Source organism: Cetobacterium sp. 2G large, assembly GCF_014250655.1.
Lineage (GTDB): Bacteria > Fusobacteriota > Fusobacteriia > Fusobacteriales > Fusobacteriaceae > Cetobacterium_A > Cetobacterium_A somerae.
The window spans coordinates 51,328-77,342 of the sequence record NZ_JACHTH010000003.1 but is presented as its reverse complement, the minus strand read 5'-3'; the positions used below and the strand labels follow the sequence as shown (position 1 = coordinate 77,342).

Here is a 26,015-nt window from a genome sequence, read left to right as displayed (position 1 = left end):
GTGTTTAGAGAGAATGCAATAACAGAGCTATTTTCTAATAGAAGAAATATAGTTAAGTTAATAATAGACCTAGGATCAGTATTTGCTGGTATCTTTCTAGGCCTTTTAGTAAGATTTGAAGGGAAATGGGAGGAAAATTCATATAGTAGTTATTTCATTGTGTATGGAATAGCATTTTTGTGTTTTTATCTATTTCGTAAAAACTCTATGAAAAGTTGGAGTTATACAAACTCTTTAGATGTTTTAAATCTGACTTTTACAAACTTAATAGCGCTTATGGTAACATTGGCATATTATGCAGTTACAAGGGAGCAATATTCAAGGACAGTTGTATTAGTAGGATTTGTATTGGTAGTTATGTTACAACTTCTTTGGAGATTTTTCTTTAGATTAAATAGATCATATAGAGTTGTGCTTGGAAAAAGTAAGCCAAGACCAAATACACTAGTTTATGGTGCTGGTGAGGCAGGAGTTGCTTTACTTCGTGATGCCTTAACTAACCCAAACTATCCATATCATATTACAGCTATTATAGATGATGATAGACGTAAGCGTGGAACATATATAAATGGTGTAAAAGTTTATGGAGATTTTTACGATTTAGAAACAGCTATAAAAGAGTTAAGTATTGAAACTGTGGTTATAGCTATACCAACTATAAAAAGAGCTCGTATAAAAGAGATAATCGATTTAACAAAGTGTTGTAATAATGTAAAAGTAAAGATATTACCTGGACTTGATGAGATATTACAAGATGAGAATATAGCTAATCAAGTGCGTGATGTGAGTATAGAGGATCTTTTAGGAAGAGAGCAGATACTTGTTAATGGAGACAATATAAAAGAGATAATAGAAAATAAAACTGTATTTGTAACAGGTGGAGCTGGAAGTATAGGAAGTGAACTTGCTCGTCAAATAGCTAAGTACAATCCTAAAAAGTTAGTAACAATAGATGTTAATGAAAATGATCTGTATTTTTTAGAACTAGAACTAAAAAGAACATTTAAAAAGTTAGACTTGCAAAGTGAGATTTGTAATATAAGAGAACAGGATAAAGTGGAGCTGCTATTTGATAGATATAAGCCAAATATTGTATTCCATGCAGCAGCTCATAAGCATGTGCCACTAATGGAGCATAATCCTGAGGAAGCTATAAAAAACAATATTTTTGGAACTAAAAAAGTTGCAGAGATGGCTATAAAATATGGTGTAGATAGATTTGTACTTATATCTACAGATAAAGCTGTAAATCCAACTAATGTTATGGGAGCTACTAAAAGAGCTTGTGAAATAGTTGTAGAAACTATGAATAAAAAAGGTAAAACAAAGTTTATGGCAGTGCGTTTTGGAAATGTACTTGGAAGTAATGGTTCAGTTATACCAATATTTAAAAAACTTATTAGTGAGGGGAAAAACCTAACATTAACACACCCAGATATAACAAGATACTTTATGACTATTCCTGAAGCAGCTCAACTTGTAATAGAAGCTGGAGCTCTTGGAAAAGGTGGAGAACTCTTCATTTTAGATATGGGAGAGCCTGTAAAAATAATAGATCTTGCTAAAACTATGATAAAGTTATCAAATGCTAATGTTGATATTGATATAGTAGGACTTCGTCCTGGAGAAAAACTTTACGAAGAGCTACTTTATGATGTAAATGCAGCACAAAAAACAGAGAATAATAAGATATTTATAACTCATATAGACGAAACAGACGTGAATTTGGAAGAACATTTAAAAGTGTTAATGGAAGCTGTAAAATATCCTCAAAAAGATGAGTTGAAAGAGTTAATGAAAAAATTTGTAGTGACATATAAGGAGGCAGTAAATGAAAAGACTATTTGATTTAGTCTTATCTATCTGTGGAATATTGTTTTTATTACCATTTTTTATAATAGTTTCAATTTTAATAAAATTAGATTCAGATGGAGATGTAATTTTTAAACAAATTAGAGTAACTAAAAATGGAAAAGAATTTAAAATATTTAAATTTAGGACAATGAGGCCAAACACAGAGAAACAGGGACAGATAACAATAGGAGCAGATAATAGAATTACATCTATAGGTAGATTTTTAAGAAAAACAAAATTGGATGAGTTACCTCAACTTTTTAATATAGTTATAGGGGATATGAGTTTTGTTGGGCCAAGACCAGAAGTTCCAAAATATGTAGCAATGTATACTGAGGACCAGAAAGAGATATTAAAGGTAAGAGCAGGAATAACAGATTATGCGTCAATATATTTTTCTAACGAAAGTGAGATACTAGGAAAACAAAGAGAGCCAGAAAAATTTTATATAGAAAAAATAATGCCTTATAAAATTGAACTAAATAAAAAATATATAAAAGAGGCGGGGTTAATAACAGATATAAAAATAATATTTTTAACAATATTCAAAGTAGCTGGACTAATAAAAAATGATAATAAATTTGAGGAGGAGTTTTAATGGAAAAAAGAAAAATTTTATTTTCACCACCAGATATATCACAAGCAGAAATAGATGAAGTAGTAGATACATTAAAATCAGGTTGGATAACAACAGGACCTAAAACAAAGTTATTTGAAACAAAATTATCAGAATATTGTGGAACTCCAAAGACTGTTTGTTTGAATTCAGCAACTGCTGCAATGGAGTTAGTTTTAAGACTTTTTGATATAGGGCCAGGAGATGAGGTTATAACATCAGCGTATACTTATACAGCATCAGCATCAGTTATTCTTCATTGTGGTGCAACTCCAGTTTTAGTAGATGTAAAACCAGGAGAGTTTAATATAGATCCTAAAAAAATAGAAGAGGCTATAACTGAAAGAACAAAAGTTATAATTCCTGTAGATATAGGTGGAATGCCTGTAGATTTTGATGAAATATTTGAAGTTATCGAAAGAAGTAAAGACAAGTTTAACCCTAAAAAAGGAACTTATCAAGAAAAGTTAGGAAGAGTTTTACTTTTATCAGATGCAGCTCACTCTTTAGGTGCAAAATATAAAGGGAAAATGATAGGAAATATAGCAGACTTCACAAGTTTTTCATTTCATGCTGTAAAAAATTTAACAACGGCAGAAGGTGGAGCTATAACTTGGAAAGAAAACTCTAATTTTGATAATGAAGAGATATATAAAGAAATAATGCTTTTAGCTTTACATGGGCAAAATAAAGATGCATTAGCTAAATTAAAACCAGGAGCTTGGGAATATGATATTGTTATGCCAGGATATAAATGTAATATGACAGATATAAATGCAGCAATAGGTTTGGCTCAGTTAAAAAGATATGACAGTGAAATTTTAGCTAAAAAAGAGCAAATTATAAAGTGGTATGAGGAAAATTTAGGAGATATAAAAGACTTAGAGTTACCTAAATTTGAGACAATGAATAGAAAAAGTTCACTACATCTTTATATGATAAGAGTAAAAGGAGCGGATTCCAAAAAAAGAAATGAAATTATCCAAAAATTAGCAGAAAAAGGAGTTTCAACAAATGTTCATTTCCAACCCCTACCATTGTTAACAGTATATAAGAATATAGGGTTAAAAATAGAAGATTATCCTGAAGCCTATAAGATGCATGAAAATCAAATCTCCCTACCATTACATAACTTTGTAAGTGAAGAGGATGTAAGATATATAGCTACTATATTAAAAGAGGTATTAAATTAATGGAAAAAATAAAATTTTCAGTACTCTTATCTATATATAAAAATGAAAAACCAAATCATTTAATCGAATGCTTTAAAAGTATATATGATAATCAGGAATTAAAGCCAGATGAAATTGTTTTAGTTCAGGATGGGCCTTTAACAGATGAATTATATGAAGCGATAAAAAATTTAAAAAATCAATTAAATGATATTTTAAAAATAGTTTCGATAGAAAAAAATGTTAGATTAGGAAACGCTCTAAGAATAGGTGTAGAAAAATGTTCAAATGAGATAATTGCACGGATGGATACAGATGATATAGCTTATCCAGATAGATTTAAAAAACAGATAAAATATTTAGAAGCGAATCCTGAAATAGATGTTCTTGGAAGCTATATGAGTGAATTTATAGATAATATAACTAATATAGTAGCATTAAAAACAGCACCATTAGAAAATTTTAAAAATTATATGAAATTAAGAGATCCCGTAAATCATCCATCAGTAGTGTTTAGGAAAAGTAGGGTTATTGAAGTGGGAAATTATATTGAAATACTTTATAATGAAGATTCATATTTATGGGGACGAATGTTAGCAAATGGATGTCAGTTCGCGAATATAGATGAATCATTAATTTATTTTAGAGTAAATGATGATACTTATAAAAGAAGAGGAGGACTTCAGTATGTGAAAGCTGAAATTCAACTTCAAAAGGAATTATTAAGACTAGGAATAGTTAATAAATTCGAGTTTTTAAGAAATATAACTTTGAAAAATATTATTAGAATAATACCAAATCAATTAAGAAAAATATTTTACATTAAGATTTTAAGGAAGAGTTAGAATGAAAAAAAATAATTTAGTACATAATACAGGATATAAGTTTTTATTAAATATATTTAGATTTACTCTTCCAATGCTAATTTTACCATATATATATAGAATAATGGGAACGAAAAATATGGGAATTATAAATTTTTCAGAAACAATTTACTCATATTTTAATATTTTTATAATTATGGGTGTATATGAATTTGGAATAAGAGAAATTAGTAAAAATCAAAATGATGAAGAAAAGAAAAATAAAATTTTTTCAAATTTGATGATATTGATGTTTATAAATACTGTTATAGGGACAATATTTTATATAATATTGGTAAAAAATTATTTTTACACAAGTGATATACATAAAATTTTAATGGTTTTAGTAATAAAACTTATTTTAATTCAATTGAATGTTGAATGGGTTAATGAAGGAATGGAGGATTATAAGTTTATTTCGATTAAGACAATAATCTGCAGATCGATTTCTCTAATTTTAATGTTTTTATTGATAAAAAAACAAAGTGATTTGATGATATATATATATTTAAATATATTTTTTGATTTGATTAGTAATATTTCAAGTATTATTTATATAATAAGAAAAAATTATGTAAAATTAACATTTAGAACCTTAGAATTAAAAAAATATTTTAAAATAATAGTCATTATAATGATTATGACTCATTCAAATATACTTTATTTTCAATTTGATAAGATTATTTTAGGAATTTATTCTTCTGAAATAGAAGTAGCTTATTATAGTTTATCAGAAAGATTAATAGTAATAATTGCTTCTTTAATGTTAACTTTTAATCAAGTACTTTTTCCAAGATTATCAAATTATATAGTAGAAAAACGAGAAAAATATGAAGAATTATTACAAAATGCAATTGATTATGGAATTTTATTAGTAATTCCTTCAATAGTAGGTTTAATAACATTTTCTAAAGAAATAGTTGTACTATTTGCAGGAAAACAATTTAGTGAAAGTTCAAAAGTATTTATTTATTTTACAATTTATATAATAATATATTTTTATATGAATATATTATCAAAACAAATTTTATTCTTATTTTCAAAGGAAAAAATAATTATATTTGTTACGTTAATTTTAGGTGTTGTAAATATTTTATTAAAATTATTTTTAAAAACAAAGTTAACGGCTCAAAATTCAATTTTGATAACGTTAATATGTCAATTATTAATAATTGCTATAATGTATTTTTATATAAGATTAAAACTAAAATTAAAATTAAAATTTTTAAAGAAAAAATATATATATTATTTAATTTATTCATTAGTATTTCATTTTTTTTGTAAATTACTTTTAGTTAAATTAAATATGTCTTTAATTATATATATACTAATAGGAGTGTTATGTTCAGTATTTATTTATATTATGTTATTACTGATATTTAAAGATCAGATAATATATAATTTGATAAAAATGATAAAGGGAAAATGGAGAGAAGAAAAGTGAGAAAAATATTAATACAATTATTAGCTATATTATTATCTTTATTTATTAGGAAAAAAGAAGAGAAATTAATAGTTTTATATTTTGATGGAGAAAAATTTTTATTTAATACAAGAATTTTTTTTAAGTATCTAATAAATGTAAGTAAATATGATGTAAAATATATTATAAATGATAGAAAAAAAAGAGAAGATTTAGAAAAAAAATATGGAAAAAAATTTTTATCAATGGATAATTTGAAAGAAATAAAAAAAATATTAAAAGCAAAAGCTTGGCTTGTAGATGGTGGATTTCCAATCAAAACTCCATTTAATCACAAAGATAGAGTATTAATAAATTTTTGGCATGGATCACCAATAAAACATATTGGATTAGATGGGTATAGTGGTATAAATAAAATGAGAGTTTGGTTACAGTTGAAAATGTTCAGTTCAAGATATAATGGATTTTTTATTATTTCACCAAGAGTTAAAGAAATTTTTAAAAAAACTTTTTTATTAGAAGAAGATAAAATAAAATTATTAGGGCAGCCGAGAAATGATTTATTATTTAAAAAAAATGATAGAAAGATTATTTTAGAAAAATTATATTTAAACTTACCTGAGTATAAAAAAGTTATTTTATATGCTCCTACATATAGAGGAAATTATGGAGGGAAAATAATAGAAACAAAGTATTTTCCATTTGAAGATTTCGATAAAGAAAATTTCGAGCTTTTCCTAAAAGAAAATAAAATTTTATTTTTAGTAAGAAATCATCATTTAGATAGAATAAAATTTGATGAAACAGAACAAATAAAACTTTTAGGAAATGAAAAGGTTGAAGATATTTCAGAAATATTAAATATTTTTGATATTTTAATAAGTGATTATTCTGGTATGGTATTTGATTACTTACAATTAAAAAAACCTATGCTATTTTTACCGTATGATTTAAAAGAATATGAAAAAAATACAGGAATTTATTTTAATTATGAAAAAGTTTCCCCAGGACCTAAACCAAAAAATTATTTTGAATTTAAAAATGAAATTAATAAGTTACTTAATAATAAAAAATACTATCTTAAAGAACGTAGAGAAATGGAAAATTATTTTAATCAAATTGGAGATGGAAATTGTAAAAGAGCGTTTGATTTTTTAGAAAAGGAGCTTAAAAAATGAAAAAAATAGTATTTTTAACAGAGTCAATGGTTGAGGCAGGGGGAGTTGTAAGAGTTATAACAACGTGGTCTAATTATTTGGCTAGAGAAAATCAGATAGAAATTGTTTCAGTAAAGGATGGGAAACCATTTTTTACATTAGAAAATAATGTTAAGTTTACTATAATAGAATTTGATTTTAAAAATAGAATTTTAGGGTTATTAAAAAATATTTATTTAATGTATAAATTTTTAAGTGAATATAAAGATACAGTAGTTATAGTAAACAAATCATTATATATAGAGCCAATTTATTTTTGGAGAAAATTAGGTTTTTTTAGAAAAAATAAAATTTATTATTTTGTTCATGGTGGGAATTCAGATTTTAAAGATTTTTATAAGAAAAGATTGTTTACAAAACATAGAGTTAGAATGATATTTGAAAAATTTGATAAAATTATTTGTTTATATAAAGATAGAGAAAATATGGAGATGCCTAAAGAAGTTGATGCAAAAAAGATATATTATTTATCGAACCCTATTCCTTATTGTAAAAACACAGAAACAGTATTAAAAGAAAATATTATTCTTTTTTTAGGTAGAGTTACAAAAGAAAAAGGTGTTGATTGTTTAATAAGAGCTTGGAGTTTTATAGAAACTAAGTATCCTGATTGGGAGGTTCAAATTGTAGGAGAAGGAAAAGATAAAGAAGAGTTTATAAAATTAAGTAAAAATATAAAAGTAGAAAATATAAAATTTTTTAATGCGACATATGAACCAGAGAAATATTATAAAGAGAGTAAAATTTTTATACTTCCTTCACTATTTGAAGGGATGCCAATGGCAATTTTAGAAGCAAAATTTTTTGAAAATATAGTTATATCAAGTAAAACAGCTGGTGGAATTAAATTAATTACAGATAATGAAACCGGTTATTTATTTGAAATTGGAAAGGAAAAGGAATTATCTGAAAAAATTGAAGAAGCAATATTTGAATTAAAAAAATATAATCATAACTCAGAATGTAAAATAATAATAAAATCAAATATTGAAATTGAAGAATATGAAATAGATAAATTAGGAAAAAAGTGGGTTGAATTATTGTGTTAAGTTTAAAAATATTAAATTTTTATATCATAATTTTTACAGCTACACTATTATCTGCTTCTTCGAAAAAAGCAATAAGAATTTTAAGTTTCTTTTTTTTAACAATAATTGCAGGAATAAGATATAATTCTGGAAGAGATTATATGAATTATTACCAAATTTATTTAGAAAATGCTAGTGGAAGTACGCGCTTTTTAAATAATGAGTTTGGCTTTTATTATTTAATGAAAATATTAAATAATTTGGGAGTTTCTTATAATAGTTTATTGATGTTAATAGCTATATTTTTATTATTTACAATATATATATGTTTTTTTAGAAATTATTCTAAAATATATATGGGAATTTTTATATTTTTAGTTATTGAAAAATTATATTTTAATATTATTGCAGGATCAGCTATTCGACAAGGAATTGCGATTGGTTTTTTTATATTGGCGGTTGAGAATTATTTAAATAGAAAAATAATAAAGTATTTAATTTTTTGCTATATAGCTATATTATTTCATAGAAGTGCAATTATTGGAGTCTTTATTCCAGCAATATTTTTAATATCGAAAGCATTTTTTAAGTATATTCCATTAATTGCCACATCTTTAGTAATATTTCATAGATATTTTATAATGATATTAATTTTTATTTTAAATATTTTAAATTTGGATGAATATTCTAAAGCATATCTTCAAGTAGAAAGTTCATCTGATAAAATGTCAATAATTAAAATTATTTATTATATGTTATTTATATTTCAGTATTATTTTTTATATTATAATTTTTCAAAATTAGAAGGAAGAAGAATAAAAAAATATGCAAAATTACTTTTAATAGGAATGATAATAAATTTTTTATTAATTTCAAATATAGGGATATTTCATAGAATATTACCGTATTTTCAAATCTATTATATACCTATTTTACTTTCATTTAAATATAATAGAAAAGTAAAAAAAATTTATTTTATAATATTTTTTTTATTTTTATTTATAGGGAATCATTTGAAACAAGTGATGTCAAAAACAGAATTATCTAAATATTATATATATTATCAAACTTTTTTTGGAAAAGATTTAAAAAAAGATTTAGAAAGATGGAGATTAGAAGAGGAAAGGATAAATTAATGAAAAAGATAATAACATGTACTGGATATGGAACAACGGGTTCTAGTGTTGTAACGGATTTATTGAAAGAATTTGACGATGTAAGCTCTTTAGGAGATTATGAATATAGATTTTTATTTGATCCAAATGGAGTTAAAGAGCTAGAAATAGCATTAAAATACTTAAACAATAGACAGAATAGTGATTTTTATATTAAACAGTTTTTAAAATATATAGATTATCTTTCTAAAAGTCCGATGTATAAGTATTATGAAAAAACATTTGATAATAAATTTAAGATTGAAAGTGAGAAGTTTATATCAAATATTATAGAGATAAAATGGGATGGTTATTGGCATAGAGATATAATGAGCGAAAATATTTTTATAAAATCATTATATTATTTAGAAAGAGCAATACAGAAGAAAATATTAAAACAAAATGAATCAAGTGCAGTAATTTATAAAAATACAATGTATTATAGTTATTATGATGAAAAAAAATTTGTAAAAAATGTAAAAGAATATTTAAATAATTTAATATTATTATTAAATAAAAAAGAGAATTTTATTGTATTTGATCAATTAGTTCCTCCTGAAAATATAAAAGACTTTTCAAAATATTTTGATGATATAAAAGTTATTATAGTAGACCGAGATCCCAGAGATATCTACACTTTGGAGAAGTTTAAATATAAAGAAAAATTTGGGCCGTATAAGGATTTAAATAGTTATATAGAATGGCATAAGCTGATTAGAAAAAGCAGGGATAAAGAAAATGAAAATGAAAATGTATTAGTTCTAAATTTTGAGGATTTCATTTACTTTTATGAAGAAACAGTTGATAAATTATTAAAATTTTTATCAATAGAGAAAGAGAAATGGATAATGAAAAAAAAATATTTTAATCCAGATATTTCAAAAAAAAATACAAAAGTATGGGAGCAGTATAGTGAAATAAAAAAAGAAATTGAGATTATTGAAACAGAATTATCAGATTATTTGTATAGTAAATATTAAAAATATATAAATAAAGGAGAATGAGGATGAAAAAAGTTTTAACTTATGGAACTTTTGACTTATTTCATGAAGGACACTATAATCTTTTAAAAAGAGCAAAAAATCAAGGCGAATATTTAATTGTGGGTGTAACAACAGAAAATTATGATAAAACTAGAGGCAAATTAAATGTTCAAGATTCTTTGATGAAAAGAATAGAAGCTGTAAAAGCTACAAAGTTAGCTGATGAAATAATAATAGAGGAATTTGAAGGTCAAAAAATACAAGATATATTAAAATATAATATTGATAAATTTGTTATTGGTTCAGATTGGAGGGGAAAATTTGATTATTTAAAAGAGTATTGTGATGTAATTTATTTAGAAAGAACAAAAGGAATTTCTAGTACTGATTTAAGAGCTAAAAAAAATAATATTTTGAAATTGGGAATAGTTGGATGTGGAAGAATAGCAAATAGATTTATTCCAGAAAGCAAATATGTAAGTGGAATTAATGTAGAAGGAGTTTTTTCATTAAATGAAGCTAAAACAAAAATATTTCAAGAAAAGTTTGAACTGGAGTTTATGGAAATTAATTATGACAAATTTTTAGAAAAAGTTGATGCTGTATATATAGCATCTCCACACAAAACACATTTTGAATATGCTAAAAAAGCATTGGAAAGCGGTAAGCATGTTTTATGTGAAAAACCAATAACAATGGAATTGAAAAAAGCAAAAGAATTGTATGATATAGCATTTAAAAATGGTTTAGTTCTTTTAGAAGCTATAAAAACAGCTTTTTCACCAGGATTTATACATTTAATAAATATTGCTAAATCTGGAATAATAGGAGAAATAAAAGACATCGATGCGACTTTTACTAAATTATCTGTTGGAAATTTAAGAGAATTAGATAAAAATCAAGATGGTGGAAGTGTAACAGAATTAGGAACATACCCACTATTAGCGATAATAAAATTATTAGGAAAACCAAAAGATATAAAATTTTACTCTTATAAAAAAGATGAAATTGATTTATATACAAGAATATTTTTAGAATACCCAAATGCAATAGCAAGTGCTAAGGTTGGACTAGGAGTGAAGTCTGAGGGTGAATTAATAATATCTGGAACGAAAGGATATATTTATGTGCCAGCACCTTGGTGGAAAACAGAATATTTTGAAGTTAGATTTGAAAATCAATCATTTAATAAAAAATATTTTTATAAATTTGAAGAAGATGGATTAAGATATGAAATTTCAGAATTTTTAGAATTGATAAATAGAAATAGTATAGAAACATATAAATTAACCTCAAAAGAAAGTCTTATAATATGTGAAATTATAGAAAAATTTAGAGAACAATTCTAAAGTGAAAAAGGAATATTTTATTCCTTTTTTCTTTACAATAATCGTTCACTAAATTACACTTTAATTGTTCATAGGTGGAGAGTGGGTAGTGATAAAGAAAATATTAAAATTAATTTCAAATAAAAATTTAATAACCCAACGGGAAATTGCTGAATATTTAAACATATCCTTAGGAAGTGTTAATAAAAATGTAAAGATTGCTTTATTACAAGAGTTAATATTAGTTGAAAGGATTTCATATAGAGAATCTAAATATATTTTAACAGAGGAAGGGAAGAGTTTTTTAAAACAATATGAAGATGTTTTGATGGCAATTGTGTTGTTGGCTGGAAAAGTTAAAAGTTTAAATAAATCTTTAGGTGAAGTATTTTTAGAAGATCAAACCTTGATAGAAAGACATATAAATATTTTAGAAAAAAATAAAGTAAAAAAAATAATATTTGTTGTGGAAGAGAAAAATGAGTATTATTCTAATTTAGAAAAAAAATATAAAGGTATTCAATTTATTGAAAATAAGCTTTATAAAAAAACAGGAAATATGTATTCTTTATATTTGACTAGAAGCCATATTCAAGAAGATTTTTTATTGCTAGATGGTGATTTGGTTTATGAATCAAAGGTAATAGATGAAATTCTAAAAAATTCAAAAAAAAATATAACTGTAATTGACAAAAATATTGATAAAAGAGATGATATTTTATATGTTGATACAAAAGAAAATAGATTAAAGAATTTATCTAAAGATAGATTAAGCTTACAAAATATATCTGGTCAACTTATAGGAATTAGTAAAATTGAATATAAAAATTATTTAAAAATGATTAATAAATTCACTAAAATAAATAATAGTATGTATTTTTATGAATATTTTTTTTCTGATAGAGATGTATTTGAAGAGTTTTATACTTTAGAAAAAAATAATATTATTTGGGGTGAGATAGATAATTTAAAGCAATATAAATATTTACTAAAATATGTATTACCAAAACTTAGGGAGGAAAAATGAAAGTAAAAACAGCAGTAATCTTAGTTGCTGGTATGGGAACTAGATTGAGAAGTGTTACAAAGAATGAGATACCAAAACCTTTTTTAAAAATTAATGAAAAATCATTAGTAGAAAGATCTATCGAAAAATTACAAGCAGAAGGAATTGAAAATATAATATTAGTAGTTGGTCATTTAAAAGAATTTTTTAAAGAACTTCAAGATAAGTATAGAGGCATAGAATTTGTGGAGAATGCAGAGTACGCAACAACGAGTAGCATGGCTAGTTTTTATTGCGCAAAAAATCTAATAAAAGAAGATATACTTTTATTAGAAGGAGATCTGATATATGAAAGTTTAGGAATAAAAGAACTTTTAAAATTTGAAGAAAAAGATGCTATTTTATTGAGTGAAGACAAAAAAAATTCAGATGATTATTATTATGAGTTATTAGGAGATAGAATTACTCATATTTTAAAATATGAATTAACAGGAAAAGAGAAGAAAATAGGGGAATTGACAGGAATAAATAAAATATCTTTAGATTTGTATAAAGATATGTGTAATTATTTTGAAAAAATGAATAATCCTAAATTAGGTTATGAATATTGTTTAGCAGAGCTAGCAAAAAAAAGAAGAATACCTTATTTATTATTAGAAGGATTTTTATGGTCAGAGATAGATGATGAATATCAGTTAGAAAAAGTAACAAAAACAATATATCCAGAAATTTTAAAAAAAGGGGAGTTTTAATTATGAAAAAATTATTAGGAATAGTAGGAATTGGATTAGGGTTAACTTTAGTAGGTTGTGGACAAAAAGAAGAAAAAAAAGAGATAGTAGTTTACTCATCTTTCGAAGAGGATTATGTACCTAGTTATATAGAAGCATTTAATAAAGAATATCCAAATATAAAAGTAAATTTAGTAAGAGATTCAAGCGGAATAATTGCAGCAAAATTTGACGCAGAAAAAGCAAATCCTCAAGCTGATGTTATGTGGGGAGTCGCTACAACGGGAATAATATTAAATCAAGATTATTTACAACCTTTAAATTATGACATAAAGAATATAGATACTAAGTTTTATGACACGAGTTCAAAAGAACCAAAATGGGTTGGAATAAGTGCATGGATGACAGCTTTTTCATTTAATAAAATAGAAGGAAAAGAACTACAAATGCCATTAAGTTATGAAGACTTATTAAAAGATGAATTTAAAGGGAAAATAGTAATGCCAAATCCAGCATCATCAGGAACAGGATTTTTAACAGTTTCAGCATGGTTACAGTTAATGGGAGAAAAAAAAGCTTGGAATTATATGGAAAATTTAAATAAAAATATAGATATGTATGTTCATTCAGGAAGCGCTCCAACAAAAATGGCATCTCAAGGTGAAACTGTTGTTGGAATAGGAATGGGATTTGAAAGTTTAAAGGAAGAAGCAAATGGAGCACCAATAGCAACAATTTTTCCTAAAGAAGGATCTGGTTGGGAGATGGAGATAGTAGGAGTTGTAAAAAAAGAAAAAATAAAGCCAGCAGCAGAAATTTTTGCTAAATGGGCGATATCAGAAAATGCAATGAAAATGTATGCTAAAAACAGAGGGGTGGTAACTGATTCAAGAGTAAAGCCAGAGTTAAAAGGATATCCAGCAGATGTTTACGCTCAAATGATAAATAATAATTTATTGTGGGCAGCAGAAAATAGAGATAGAATTTTAAAAGAGTGGGAGAATAGATTTGGAAAGCAAAAGTAGTGGAGGATTCAATGTCTTACTTGAAAATAAATAACATTAGAAAAAAATTTGGTAAAATAGAGGTTTTAAAAGATATAAACTTAGAAATTGAAAAAGGTGAGTTCATATGTTTCTTAGGACCATCAGGTTGCGGGAAAACAACACTTTTAAGAATAATTGCTGGATTAGAAAAATGTGACAGTGGAACTGTTTATTTAGGAGATAAAAATATAACTAATGCATCTCCATCTCAAAGAAATTTAAGTATGGTATTTCAATCGTATGCTCTTTTTCCAAATATGACAGTTTATCAAAATATAGAATATGGATTGAAAAACAAAATGTCTTCTAAAGAAAAAAGAGCACAAAAAATAAAAGAAGTATTGGGACTAGTAGGGCTTCTTCATATAAAGGATAAGTATCCTGATGAAATGAGTGGAGGGCAACAGCAAAGAGTTTCATTAGCAAGAGCTCTAGCAATGGAGCCAAATATTTTATTATTAGATGAACCTTTATCAGCTTTAGATGCTAAAGTTAGAGAAAAGCTTAGATTTGAAATTAAAGAGCTTCAGAAAAAAATAGGAATAACAACAATAATGGTAACTCATGATCAAGAGGAAGCACTGACTATGGGTGATAAAATTATAGTTATGAATGGTGGAGAAATTGTTCAAAATGACACTCCCGAAGTAATTTATAATAAGCCTAAAGACATATTTGTAGCAGATTTTATTGGAAAAATTAATTTTATAACAAAAGAGAATGGGGAAGTTATTTCGATTAGACCAGAACAAATTTTATATTCAATAAATTCTAAAGAAAATTATGTTTTAGCAAAAATAGAGGATATTGAATTTAGAGGTGCTTTTTATAGAGTAACTTTAAAATATGGTAAAGAAAAAATTATTTTAGATATTATATCCAAAGACATAGAAAAAGTTAAAAACCAAAGTGAGCTATATATCAGCTTAAATTAGGAGGATTAATGAAGAAAGAACAAATTTTAAAATACCTTCTAATACTATTTGGAATTATATTCTTATGTATTGGAATTATTTTCCCGCTAGGAACATTGTTTATAAAAGCATTTTATAGTAAGGATAATATTTATATAGGAATGCAAAATTTTAGTGAGTATATAAATAATCCTAATAGTTTTAGTTCTTTAATAAATAGTTTTAAAGTAGCAGTAGTTGTTACACTTATAACAACTATTATTGCTTTACTTTTTGCATATGGATTAAATAGAAGTAAAATAAGAGGAAAAAGATTTTTAGAAGTTTTAGTATTACTACCATTATTTTCACCAACAATGACTCATGGAATTGGATTAATTTATATATTTGGAAGACAAGGATTAGTTACAAGATATTTAGGTATTAATCTAGAAATCTATGGTTTTTTAGGAATTATATTAGCTGAAATTATATTTATATTTCCAGTATTATTTTTGATGTATTCTTTAGGTTTTAAAGTAGAAGATTATAGAACTTATGAAGTAGCTGAGTTAATGGGAATAGGAAAAATAAAGCAATTTTTTACAATAACAATTCCAAATATAAAATATAGTTTAATAACTGGAATTTTTACAGCTTTTACATTGAGTTTTACAGATTTTGGAGCTCCAAAAGTTATTGGAGGAAATTTTAATGTTTTAGCAACAGATATTTTTAAACAAGTTATAGGTCAACAAAACATGTCTATGGGAGCAACAATAGGAATAATTTTATTAATACCTGCAATTATAGCATTTTGCGTAGATTTGATTTTTCAAAAAAAACAAATTAAAATTGACACAAGAGCAACAAAGTATCTGATAAAAGAAAATAAAAAAAGAGATGTTTTTTATACTATTTTTAATTATGGGATAATAATAATTAATTTAGTTTTTTTAGGAGTTATATTATTATCTTCTTTAGTAAAAAATTGGCCATATAATATGTCACTGACAACAAAATCTTATAATTTTACTATTATGGGGGAAAGTGTTTGGACAATACTATTAAACTCAATTTTTGTTTCAGTATTTACAGCAATTCTAGGAACAGTTATTTGTTTTAACATAGCTTACTTTATTGAAAGAGAAAAAGAAAATAAAATTTTAAGAAAGGTTGCATATTTTTTATCAATTTTACCTAATGCAATACCAGGATTAACAATAGGTTTAGCGTATATATTTTTCTTTAACTCAAAAAATAATCCACTAAACTTTTTATATGGAACATTTGGAATATTAATAATAGCAAATATAATTCATTTTTTTGCAACTCCATTTTTAACAATAACAAGTAATTTAAAAAAACTAGACAAGGAATACGAAGTAATATCGGATTTAATGGGAGTTTCATGGTATAAAACGGTTTATAAAGTTATAGTTCCACTTTCATTAGAGGCTTTACTAGAAAGTTTTTCATATTATTTTATTAATTCAATGATAACAATATCAGCTGTTATATTTTTATATACAACAGACACTAGATTAATTTCAGTTATGATGATTAGTAAAAGTGATTCAGGAGATATAAGTGCAGCTTCTGCTATTGCGATTATGATTATAATTATAAATATATGTTTTAAACTTTGTTTTAAAACTTTGGTAAAATACATAAAAGATATGAGATACAAAAATGTAAGAAAAGATAAGATAGAAAGAGAGAAAAAAGCTGAAAAGCTATTAATAGATGGAAGAGAGATTCTTGAAATATTAAATGGGGTTTCTAATGAAACAAAAGTTAAATATTGGTTAGAATTTGGAACTCTTTTAGGAAAAGTTAGAGATAATAATTTTATAGGTCATGATGTTAACTTTGATATTGGAATTATGAAAGATGAAATAACTGCTGATTTCTTAGTTGAAATTGAAAGCAAAGGCTTTAAAAGAGTAGATAGTTTAAGATTAGAGGATAGCTTAAAATATTTAAAGTATCTTTATAAAGAAATAGAAGTAGAGATATTTTTATTTGAAAGATTGGAAGATAAAGTTTTTACTTATTATAAAAATAATGATGATGAAATTATGGGATATAAGTTAAGTAATTCAACCTTAGAAGAAGTTAGGTTTATGGGAATAGAAACAAGAATTCCTAGAAATTCAACGAAACGATTAATAGAAATATATGGGGAAAATTATAACCAACCAGATCCAAGTTGGAAAGATGAAATGAGTCCTCATATATTTAAAATATAAAGAAGTGAATTATTTTTATTTATTAATTATGAAATTCAAGAGTCATCAATTAGAAAAGGAATTATGATTGTCTATCTAGAGGAAATAACATATAATAAAAGTTAGATAAATAACTTTTAAAACTGAGCAACTCTCTAGGAAAACATCTTATGGAGGGCACTAACTTAGTTTATAAAAAACAACCATGAATTCTTCATGGTTATTTTTATTTTATGAAATTATTTTGTGATAAAAAATTTAGTAGTTGTAGAATCTAATAAATATCAAAGAAATTTACAGAAAAAGTGGTAAGATAAGTCGATACCAATAACAGATGAAGAAAGAGAATTAGATAGAGAATTTTAAAGATTTTTTAAGACTAACTAGACTGGAATTGGATATAATCTAGTTAGTAAAGCTGAATTAATGAATATTTAAAAGTTACAAAATAAGAAATTTTGAGTTGTTTGATAAAGTAGTATTAAAAATATTTGGTAAATTTATGTGAATAATACTGTATGTAGGGCAGAATATGTATTAGAAGGAAGATGTTAAAATTACAGTAGAATATGTAATCGAATATTCAAAAGGAGAGAAATTATGAAAGGAATTATATTAGCAGGAGGATCAGGAACTAGACTTTATCCTGTAACAAAAGCAATAAGTAAGCAAATTACACCTATCTATGATAAACCACTTATTTATTATCCACTATCTGTTCTTATGTTAGCAGGAATTAAGGATATTTTAGTGATATCTACTCCTAGAGATATTGGAACATTTGAAGAATTATTAGGTAACGGAAGTAACTTAGGTCTTAAAATAGAGTATACAATCCAAGAACATCCAAATGGCCTTGCAGAAGCTTTTATTATTGGAGAAAATTTTATTGGGAATGATTCTTGTGCATTAGTTCTTGGAGATAATATGTTTTATGGTCATGGACTTACAGGAATAGTTAAAGAAGCAGCAAAAAGAGAAACTGGAGCTACAATATTTGGATATTATGTAAATGATCCTAAATCTTTTGGTGTAGTTGAATTTGATAGTAATGGTAAAGCTATATCTTTAGAGGAAAAACCAGAAATACCAAAATCTAACTTTGCAATTCCAGGACTATATTTTTATGATAATAGTGTTGTAGAAAAAGCTAAAGCTGTTAAACCATCTCATAGAGGAGAATTAGAGATAACAACACTGAATGAGATGTATCTAAATGAAGGAACACTAAATGTATTAAGTTTAGGTAGAGGAATGGCGTGGCTAGATACAGGAACTCATGATGGACTTTTGGAAGCAGCTAACTTTGTAAAGACAATTCAAAGCAGACAAGGAGTAATGGTAGCTTGTTTAGAAGAGATTGCCTATGGAAATGGATGGATATCAGCAGAAAAGGTAGAGGAATTAGCAAAGCCCTTATTAAAATCAGATTATGGTAAATATCTAATGAATTTAATAAAGGAGTAACAATGGGTAAATTTAAAAGAGTTGAAACAGGAATAAAAGATTTAATAGTAATAGAGCCAACTGTATTTGGAGATAACAGAGGATTTTTTATGGAGAGTTACTCTAAGAAAGACTTCTTCACAATTGGAATGGATGTTGAATTTGTTCAAGATAATCACTCTAAATCTAAAAAAGGTGTATTAAGAGGGTTACATTTCCAGACAAAACATATTCAAGGAAAGCTAGTTAGAGTTACAGCTGGAGCAGTTTTAGATGTAGCAGTGGATCTTAGAAAAGATAGTCCTACTTTTGGAAAGCACTACTTAGTAGAATTAAGTGCTGATAATAAAAAGATGTTTTATATTCCACCTGGGTTTGCTCATGGATTCTTAACATTAGAGGATAATACAGAGTTTCAATATAAATGTACAGATTATTACGCTCCAGAGTTTGATTCGGGAGTATTATGGAATGACTCTGAAATAGGAATAGATTGGAATTTTGAAAAATATGGATTATCAGCAGAAGCAATTTTGCTTTCTGATAAAGATAAGAAACAACAAACACTGCAAGAGTTCGTGGAAAGTGGTGTGGTAATAGGATGATACTAATTACTGGAGCTAATGGTCAATTAGGACATGATTTTCAAAGAATATTTAAAGAAAGAAATTTAGATTTTATAGGTACTGACTATAAAGAATTAGATATTACAGATATAGATGCAGTGAGAGAGTTTGTAAAAGATAAAAATATAAATCTTATTATAAATTGTGCTGCCTACAATAATGTAGATAAAGCTGAGGAAGAGGTAGAAATGTGTTGGCAGCTAAACGCTGCAGCACCAAGAGATTTAGCATTAGTGGCTAAAGAGATTGGAGCAGATTATATAACATACTCTACAGACTTTGTTTTTGATGGAAGTAAAAAAACTCCATACACAGAAGAGGATACTCCTGCGCCACTTTCTGTGTATTCAGAAGCTAAGGCTGAGGGAGAAAAATTAGTATTAGAGGCTTATGAGTGCAGTTTTGTAATAAGAACATCATGGGTATTTGGAATAGCTAACAATAATTTTAATAGACAAGTTATAAATTGGAGCAAATCTAGAGATACTCTAGGAATAGTTGATGATCAAATCTCTGTTCCTACGTATTCGTATGATTTGGCACTATACTCTTTAAAACTACTAGAAACTAAAAAATATGGGTTATATCACCTAAGTAATAGTGGCGTAGCTTCAAAATATGATCAAGCAAAATATGTTTTAGAGTCTATTGGATGGAAAGGAACTCTAAATAGAGCTAAAAGTAGTGATTTTGTATTGCCAGCTAAAAGAGCTGAATATTCAAAGCTTGATAGTAGTAAATTAGAGGTAGTTATAGGAGAAAAAATTCCAACTTGGAAAAGTGGAATAGATAGATTCCTAAACGAAATGAGAGAGAAGGGGGAACTGTAATGAAAACTTACTTAGTAACAGGTGGAGCAGGATTTATTGGTGCAAACTTTGTTAAATATATGTTAGAAAAGCATGAGGATATAAAGCTAGTTGTACTAGATAAACTAACTTATGCTGGAAACCTTGGAACTATTAGAGAGGAGTTAAAAGACTCTAGAGTTTCTTTTGTTAAAGGAGATATTTGTAATAGAGAACTAGTTGAAAACATATTTATGCAACATGATATAGATTATGTTGTAAACTTTGCAGCAGAAAGTCATGTAGATAGAAGTATTGAAAACCCTCAGATTTTTTTAGAGACAAATATACTTGGAACACAGAGTCTAATGGAAGTTGCTAAAACTTTCTGGACAGTGCGCAAAGATTCCAACGGATATCCAATCTATAAAGAGGGGAAAAAATTCCATCATGTTTCAACAGATGAAGTATATGGAAGTTTAAGTAAAGACTGGGATATTCCAAGAGAACTTATTTTAGATGAAGCAGTGGCAAAAATTGCAACTGGAAGAACTAATCTTCAAACTTATGGAGAGAAGATGTTTACAGAAAATACTCCTCTAGATCCAAGAAGTCCATATTCAGCATCTAAAACAGCATCTGATATGATAGTTATGGCATATGGAGAAACATATAAGTTTCCATTTAATATAACAAGATGTTCAAATAACTATGGACCATATCACTTCCCAGAGAAGTTAATTCCGCTAATTATTAAAAACATCTTAGCTGGAAAGAAACTTCCTGTATATGGAAAGGGAGATAATGTCCGTGACTGGTTATATGTAATGGATCACTGTAAAGGTATAGATATGGTAATATCTAATGCTAAGGCACATGAAATCTATAATATTGGTGGATTTAATGAGGAACAAAATATCAATATAGTAAAACTTACTATAGATACGATAGCTAGAATTATGAAAGAGGAACCAAAATATCAAGAGGTTTTAAGTACTGATTTAGCTAACATAAATTATGATCTGATAACTTATGTACAAGATAGATTAGGGCATGATGCCCGTTATGCCATTGATCCAACTAAGATAGTAACTGAACTTGGATGGTATCCTGAAACACCATTTACAGAGGGAATAGAGGCAACTATTAGATGGTATTTAGATAATCAAGGATGGGTAGAGGAAGTAGCCTCTGGAGATTATCAAAAGTATTATGAAGAGATGTATAATAATAGATAAATATGAAACCAGACTATAAAATTAGTCTGGTTTTTCTTTTTTCTATTCAAATTACACAAAATTTTGTTATACTATAATCATTAGTAAATGAATAAGTGGGAGAAAATGGGGGAAATATGAAAGCATCTCAATTAGTAGAAATATTTCAGTATATGTTAGATAAAAATGAGTTTCATTTGAGTAAAATCAGTCAACAGTTCAGCATATCAGAAAGAAGTTTGCGTTATGAGTTAGAAAAACTAAATGAGTTTTTAGAGGAAAATAACCAACCTAAAATAGTAATTGAAAAAGGGTGTTTAAAATATAGTAGTTGGGAAATAGTATTTGAAAACATCAAAAAAAATAGTACACACTCACTGTCTATTCAAGAAAGAGAGATGTATATACTATTAAATATATTCCTAAATAGAGAGATAAATCAAAAATCAGTTGGAATAGAGTTAGATATAAGTCCAACAACAGTTAAGACACACTTTAAAGAGGTAAAAAGTTTTTTAGATAGCTATGGACTAGTACTGAATATTAAACCTAAAAAAGGTCTAGAGCTAGATGGAAAAGAGGAAAATATAAGAATGGCTTTTTTAAAGCTATTAAATAATATCTCTAAAAGTAACTATATTTTCTTAAAGGATTATTTAAAAGAAAACTTTTTTGAAAAAATAGAAAAAGATGGAATAAAAAGATTTATAAACTATTGTCAAAAGTTAATGAATATAATAATTTCTGATGAAGCCTATAAAATAATAATAAACTATTTAAGAATAGGCTTATATATGAACATGAGAGGTTATAGATTAAATGAGATAAAAAATGAGAAGTTTTTATCAGAAACAAAAGAGTATAGATGCATAAAAAAAGCTTCATCTATACTTGAAGAGTGGTATGAGATTGAACTTCATGAAAAAGAGTATTTAAAAATAACAGATTACTTTTTAGGAAGTAATACATACAATCTAAACTACTCATACTATGATAACTGGGTAGAAATAGAGGTTATGTTAAAAGAGATGATATTAGACTTTAATAGCTATATAAAGGAGAATATCACTGAGGATAAACTTTTATTAGAGGGGTTATTAAATCATATAAAACCTACAATATATAGAATAAAAAATAAAATAGAGTTGGAAAACTCAATATATAAAGAAGTTTTAGAGAGTTATCCAAACTACTTTAATATAACAAAAGCAGTTTTAAAAAAGATAGAGGATAGGATGAATCTTACCTTTACAGAGGACGAAATATCCTTTTTAGTTATCCACTTTAAAGCTGCAATAGATAGAAATAAAGTGAAAAGTAAAAAGAAAAGAGTAGTTTTAGTTTGTGGGTCAGGTTACGGAACATCTAAACTTTTAGCTCAACAACTAAATCAATACTATCATCTAGAAATTGTAGATATAATTCCAGAGTATCTAATAGATAAAGTAATCTCTAAAAATGATATAGATCTTATTTTAACAACTGTGGATGTAAAAGGAGATTTAGAAGATAGAGTAGTTTTAAAACTAAATCCTATTTTAACAGAGGAAGATAAAAGAAAAATAGAAGCAATAGGTGTTCACAAAAGCTCAAAAAAAATATCTATGACTAAATTAATAGAGGTTGTTAAGGAAAGTTGTAAAGGTTTTGATGAGAAAGAGTTAAGAAATAACTTGAAAAATAGTTTTGATGAGTACTTAATAGACGATTTTTTTCAAGAAAAGAATACAATTTTTGACTACATAGGAGAGAGAATTTTAATAAACCAAGAGGCTAAAGATTGGAAAGAGGCCATAAGAAAAGTTGGCCAACCACTTTTAAAAGATAGGATTATAAAGGAGAGTTATATTGAAAACTCTATAAAATCTATAGAGGAGTTTGGTTCATATATGGTTTTAGGAACAGAAACTCTATTCCCTCATGCTAGAACTAAGGGAGACGTATTTGAAACTGGTTTCTCAGTAATGACTTTAAAAACTCCAGTTTTGCTTCCAACAAATGAGAAAATATCTACTCTTATTATGTTTTCATCTAAAAATAACAACGATCACCTAGAAACTTTTATAAAATTAGTGGATTTATCAAATGAGGAGAGTTTTTTACAGGATATAAAAAGAATTAAAAAACAGGAAGATTTTATAAAAATATTAAATAGATAAACTGACTAGTCTCTTTTTTAGAGACTAGTTTTTTTTTGAAAAAATGAAAAAAATAGCCTCTTTATTTTAATAAGTGTTCCTTATATAATTACAGTATACTAAAAAAAAACAAAAGGGCTGATATGATGAAAAGTATTTTAAAAGATAATATTCATGTTTTAGAAAGAGTAGAAGATTGGAAAGATGCAGTTAGAAAATCAGGAAAAATACTTTTGGAAAATCAAAGTATTGAAGAGCGATACATAGAAGCAGCGATAAAAAACATTGAGAAGTTAGGAAACTATGTTGTGATAACAGATAATGTAGCTATGCCTCATGCTAGACCAGAGGATGGAGTTAATCAAACGGCGCTATCGTTACTACTGATAAAAGATGGAGTGGATTTTTTAGGAGAGAATGTAAATCTAGTGTTTATGCTAGCTTCTAAAGATAACTCATCTCACATTGAGGTTATAAGAAAACTATCACAGTTAGTTGATGATGAAGAGGTTGTTGAAAAAATGAGTTTTGCTAAAAACAAAGAAGAGATTTTAAATTATCTATAAAAGAGGGAGTGAGTATTATGGTAAAGATTTTAACAGTATGTGGAAATGGTATTGGAAGTAGCTTAATGTGTGCTATGAAAATTGAAGAGATATGTCAAGAGGAGGGAATCGCTGCAGATGTAAGCTCATGTGATTTTAACTCTGTTTCTGGAAAAGAGGTAGACTTAGTTGTAACAATAAAAGAGTTAGCAGATCAAATAACAAACTTAAAAGTTGTGCCAATTAGAAGTTACACAAATAAGAAAAAGATAAAAGAGGATGTATTCGAAACTATATTAACTTTAGTTAAATAATGATTATTGAGGGGTGAATAAATTATGTTAGGATTGATAGCAGTAATAGGAAATGATATATTAACAAATCCAGCTTTTTTATTAGGATTGATGTCTTTTATAGGGTTAGTAGCTTTAAAAAAACCAATTAATAAATTGATTGTAGGAACTTTAAAACCAATATTAGGTTTCATTATGTTAGGTGCGGGAGCAGACTTTATCGTTAAAAACCTTGATTATTTAGGGAAGATGATTGAGAAGGGATTTAATATAACAGGGGTTGTTCCAAATAACGAGGCTATTGTTTCAATAGCTCAAAAGGTTTTAGGAAAAGAAACTATGTTTATTTTATTAGCAGGGTTAATTATAAACATATTAATAGCTAGATTTACAAAGTTTAAATATATATTCTTAACAGGACACCACAGTTTCTTCTTAGCTTGTATGTTCTCAGCAGTTCTTGCAAAGATTGGATTTACAGGTGGAGTTCTTGTTCTTGTTGGAGGATTACTTTTAGGAATGTGGTCTGCAATTTCACCAGCAATTGGACAGAGATATACTGATTTAGTTACTGATGATGATGGAATAGCTATGGGACACTTTGGTTCTTTAGGTTATTATGTTTCAGCTTTCATAGGAGAGAAAATTGGAAATCCAGAGGATAGTACTGAAAACATTAAAATTCCTGAAAAATTAAACTTCTTAAGAGATACAACTATATCTACAGGAATAACAATGTTAGTGTTCTACATCGTTGCAGCAGTTGCAGCAGGACCTGAGTATGTATCAGAGTTATCTGGTGGAAAAAACTATATAGTATTTGCTATAATATCAGCTTTAAGTTTTGCAGTTGGAGTAACAATTGTTTATAACGGAGTTAGAATGATACTAGCTGAATTAATACCAGCTTTCCAAGGAATTTCACAAAAAGTAATTCCAAACTCTATACCAGCTGTTGACTGTGCAGTGTTCTTCACTTATGCACCTAACGCTGTTATAATTGGATTCCTATCATCATTTGTAGGTGGAGTTCTTGGTATGTTAATCTTAGGAGCTATGGGAGCTGTTTTAATAATACCTGGATTAGTACCTCACTTCTTCTGTGGAGCTACAGCGGGAATTTATGGTAACGCAACAGGTGGAAAAAAGGGAGCTATTGTAGGAGCTTTTGTTAACGGTTTATTCCTATCTTTCCTACCAGCTTTACTACTTCCTGTATTAGGTGGAATTGGATTCCAAAATACAACTTTTGGAGATATAGACTTTGGAGTGTTAGGAATCATTGTTGGAAAAGTTGGAGAGGTTTACAAAGCACCAGGAATATTAGCAATAATCTTAGTGTTAGCTATATTTATAATCGTTCCATCAATAGTTAAAAAAGATGTGAAAGTTATAAATGCAAAGGATGAGTATTAAA

At 26.5% G+C, this 26,015-nt stretch carries 23 protein-coding genes; all 23 read left to right on the top strand.

Annotation, left to right across the window (positions count from 1 at the left end):
* On the top strand, nt 1-1,848 hold the full coding sequence (locus H5J23_RS01640) for a polysaccharide biosynthesis protein (RefSeq protein WP_370523805.1): 1,848 nt from the start codon (nt 1-3) through the stop codon (nt 1,846-1,848).
* Nucleotides 1,832-2,452 (top strand): sugar transferase, encoded by a 621-nt coding sequence (locus H5J23_RS01635; RefSeq protein ID WP_185890669.1) that lies wholly within the window; start codon nt 1,832-1,834, stop codon nt 2,450-2,452. The genes H5J23_RS01640 and H5J23_RS01635 overlap by 17 nt, the downstream gene beginning before the upstream one ends.
* Complete coding sequence (locus H5J23_RS01630) at nt 2,452-3,663, top strand: DegT/DnrJ/EryC1/StrS aminotransferase family protein (RefSeq protein ID WP_185890667.1); 1,212 nt, start codon at nt 2,452-2,454, stop codon at nt 3,661-3,663. Before H5J23_RS01635 ends, H5J23_RS01630 begins: the two co-directional genes overlap by 1 nt.
* The gene (locus H5J23_RS01625; RefSeq protein ID WP_221892776.1) at nt 3,663-4,487 is read left to right on the top strand and encodes a glycosyltransferase; all 825 of its coding nucleotides are present in this window, start codon (nt 3,663-3,665) and stop codon (nt 4,485-4,487) included. The genes H5J23_RS01630 and H5J23_RS01625 overlap by 1 nt, the downstream gene beginning before the upstream one ends.
* A 1-nt stretch (nt 4,488) precedes the next feature.
* Nucleotides 4,489-5,949: an oligosaccharide flippase family protein gene (locus H5J23_RS01620; protein ID WP_185890665.1), complete on the top strand. Its 1,461-nt coding sequence runs from the start codon at nt 4,489-4,491 to the stop codon at nt 5,947-5,949.
* The gene (locus tag H5J23_RS01615) at nt 5,946-7,106 is read left to right on the top strand and encodes a CDP-glycerol glycerophosphotransferase family protein (protein ID WP_185890663.1); all 1,161 of its coding nucleotides are present in this window, start codon (nt 5,946-5,948) and stop codon (nt 7,104-7,106) included. Before H5J23_RS01620 ends, H5J23_RS01615 begins: the two co-directional genes overlap by 4 nt.
* Nucleotides 7,103-8,194 (top strand): glycosyltransferase, encoded by a 1,092-nt coding sequence (locus H5J23_RS01610; RefSeq protein ID WP_185890661.1) that lies wholly within the window; start codon nt 7,103-7,105, stop codon nt 8,192-8,194. Before H5J23_RS01615 ends, H5J23_RS01610 begins: the two co-directional genes overlap by 4 nt.
* A complete protein-coding gene (locus H5J23_RS01605) occupies nt 8,188-9,309 on the top strand; it encodes an EpsG family protein (RefSeq protein WP_185890659.1) in 1,122 nt (373 codons plus the stop codon). Before H5J23_RS01610 ends, H5J23_RS01605 begins: the two co-directional genes overlap by 7 nt.
* Nucleotides 9,309-10,307, top strand: a complete 999-nt coding sequence (locus H5J23_RS01600) for a hypothetical protein (RefSeq protein WP_185890657.1) — start codon at nt 9,309-9,311, stop codon at nt 10,305-10,307. Before H5J23_RS01605 ends, H5J23_RS01600 begins: the two co-directional genes overlap by 1 nt.
* A gap of 26 nt (nt 10,308-10,333) precedes the next feature.
* Complete coding sequence (locus H5J23_RS01595) at nt 10,334-11,659, top strand: Gfo/Idh/MocA family oxidoreductase (protein ID WP_185890655.1); 1,326 nt, start codon at nt 10,334-10,336, stop codon at nt 11,657-11,659.
* 88 nt (nt 11,660-11,747) lie between these two features.
* Nucleotides 11,748-12,665 carry a winged helix-turn-helix transcriptional regulator gene (locus tag H5J23_RS01590; RefSeq protein ID WP_185890653.1) on the top strand — a complete coding sequence of 306 codons (918 nt, stop codon included), beginning with the start codon at nt 11,748-11,750 and terminating at the stop codon, nt 12,663-12,665.
* Entirely contained in the window at nt 12,662-13,396 is a 735-nt protein-coding gene (locus H5J23_RS01585; protein ID WP_185890652.1) for a phosphocholine cytidylyltransferase family protein, read from the top strand. The genes H5J23_RS01590 and H5J23_RS01585 overlap by 4 nt, the downstream gene beginning before the upstream one ends.
* A gap of 2 nt (nt 13,397-13,398) precedes the next feature.
* Entirely contained in the window at nt 13,399-14,400 is a 1,002-nt protein-coding gene (locus H5J23_RS01580) for a putative 2-aminoethylphosphonate ABC transporter substrate-binding protein (RefSeq protein ID WP_185890650.1), read from the top strand.
* A gap of 11 nt (nt 14,401-14,411) precedes the next feature.
* Entirely contained in the window at nt 14,412-15,356 is a 945-nt protein-coding gene (locus H5J23_RS01575; protein WP_185890648.1) for an ABC transporter ATP-binding protein, read from the top strand.
* A gap of 8 nt (nt 15,357-15,364) precedes the next feature.
* Nucleotides 15,365-17,566: a putative 2-aminoethylphosphonate ABC transporter permease subunit gene (locus tag H5J23_RS01570; RefSeq protein WP_185890646.1), complete on the top strand. Its 2,202-nt coding sequence runs from the start codon at nt 15,365-15,367 to the stop codon at nt 17,564-17,566.
* Nucleotides 17,567-18,145: 579 nt separating this feature from the next.
* Nucleotides 18,146-19,012 carry a glucose-1-phosphate thymidylyltransferase RfbA gene (gene rfbA / locus H5J23_RS01565; protein ID WP_185890644.1) on the top strand — a complete coding sequence of 289 codons (867 nt, stop codon included), beginning with the start codon at nt 18,146-18,148 and terminating at the stop codon, nt 19,010-19,012.
* Nucleotides 19,013-19,014: 2 nt separating this feature from the next.
* Entirely contained in the window at nt 19,015-19,596 is a 582-nt protein-coding gene (gene rfbC / locus H5J23_RS01560) for a dTDP-4-dehydrorhamnose 3,5-epimerase (RefSeq protein WP_185890642.1), read from the top strand.
* Nucleotides 19,593-20,447 carry a dTDP-4-dehydrorhamnose reductase gene (gene rfbD / locus H5J23_RS01555; protein WP_185890639.1) on the top strand — a complete coding sequence of 285 codons (855 nt, stop codon included), beginning with the start codon at nt 19,593-19,595 and terminating at the stop codon, nt 20,445-20,447. The genes rfbC and rfbD overlap by 4 nt, the downstream gene beginning before the upstream one ends.
* Nucleotides 20,447-21,643 (top strand): dTDP-glucose 4,6-dehydratase, encoded by a 1,197-nt coding sequence (locus H5J23_RS01550; RefSeq protein WP_185890637.1) that lies wholly within the window; start codon nt 20,447-20,449, stop codon nt 21,641-21,643. The genes rfbD and H5J23_RS01550 overlap by 1 nt, the downstream gene beginning before the upstream one ends.
* Nucleotides 21,644-21,759: 116 nt before the next feature.
* Nucleotides 21,760-23,781 (top strand): BglG family transcription antiterminator, encoded by a 2,022-nt coding sequence (locus H5J23_RS01545; RefSeq protein ID WP_185890635.1) that lies wholly within the window; start codon nt 21,760-21,762, stop codon nt 23,779-23,781.
* Between the two features lie 122 nt (nt 23,782-23,903).
* A complete protein-coding gene (locus tag H5J23_RS01540) occupies nt 23,904-24,326 on the top strand; it encodes a PTS sugar transporter subunit IIA (RefSeq protein WP_185890633.1) in 423 nt (140 codons plus the stop codon).
* Between the two features lie 17 nt (nt 24,327-24,343).
* On the top strand, nt 24,344-24,619 hold the full coding sequence (locus H5J23_RS01535) for a PTS sugar transporter subunit IIB (protein WP_185890631.1): 276 nt from the start codon (nt 24,344-24,346) through the stop codon (nt 24,617-24,619).
* Between the two features lie 24 nt (nt 24,620-24,643).
* Nucleotides 24,644-26,014, top strand: coding sequence for a PTS ascorbate transporter subunit IIC (locus H5J23_RS01530; protein WP_185890629.1), 1,371 nt, complete (start codon nt 24,644-24,646; stop codon nt 26,012-26,014).
* Nucleotide 26,015 lies beyond the last annotated feature (1 nt).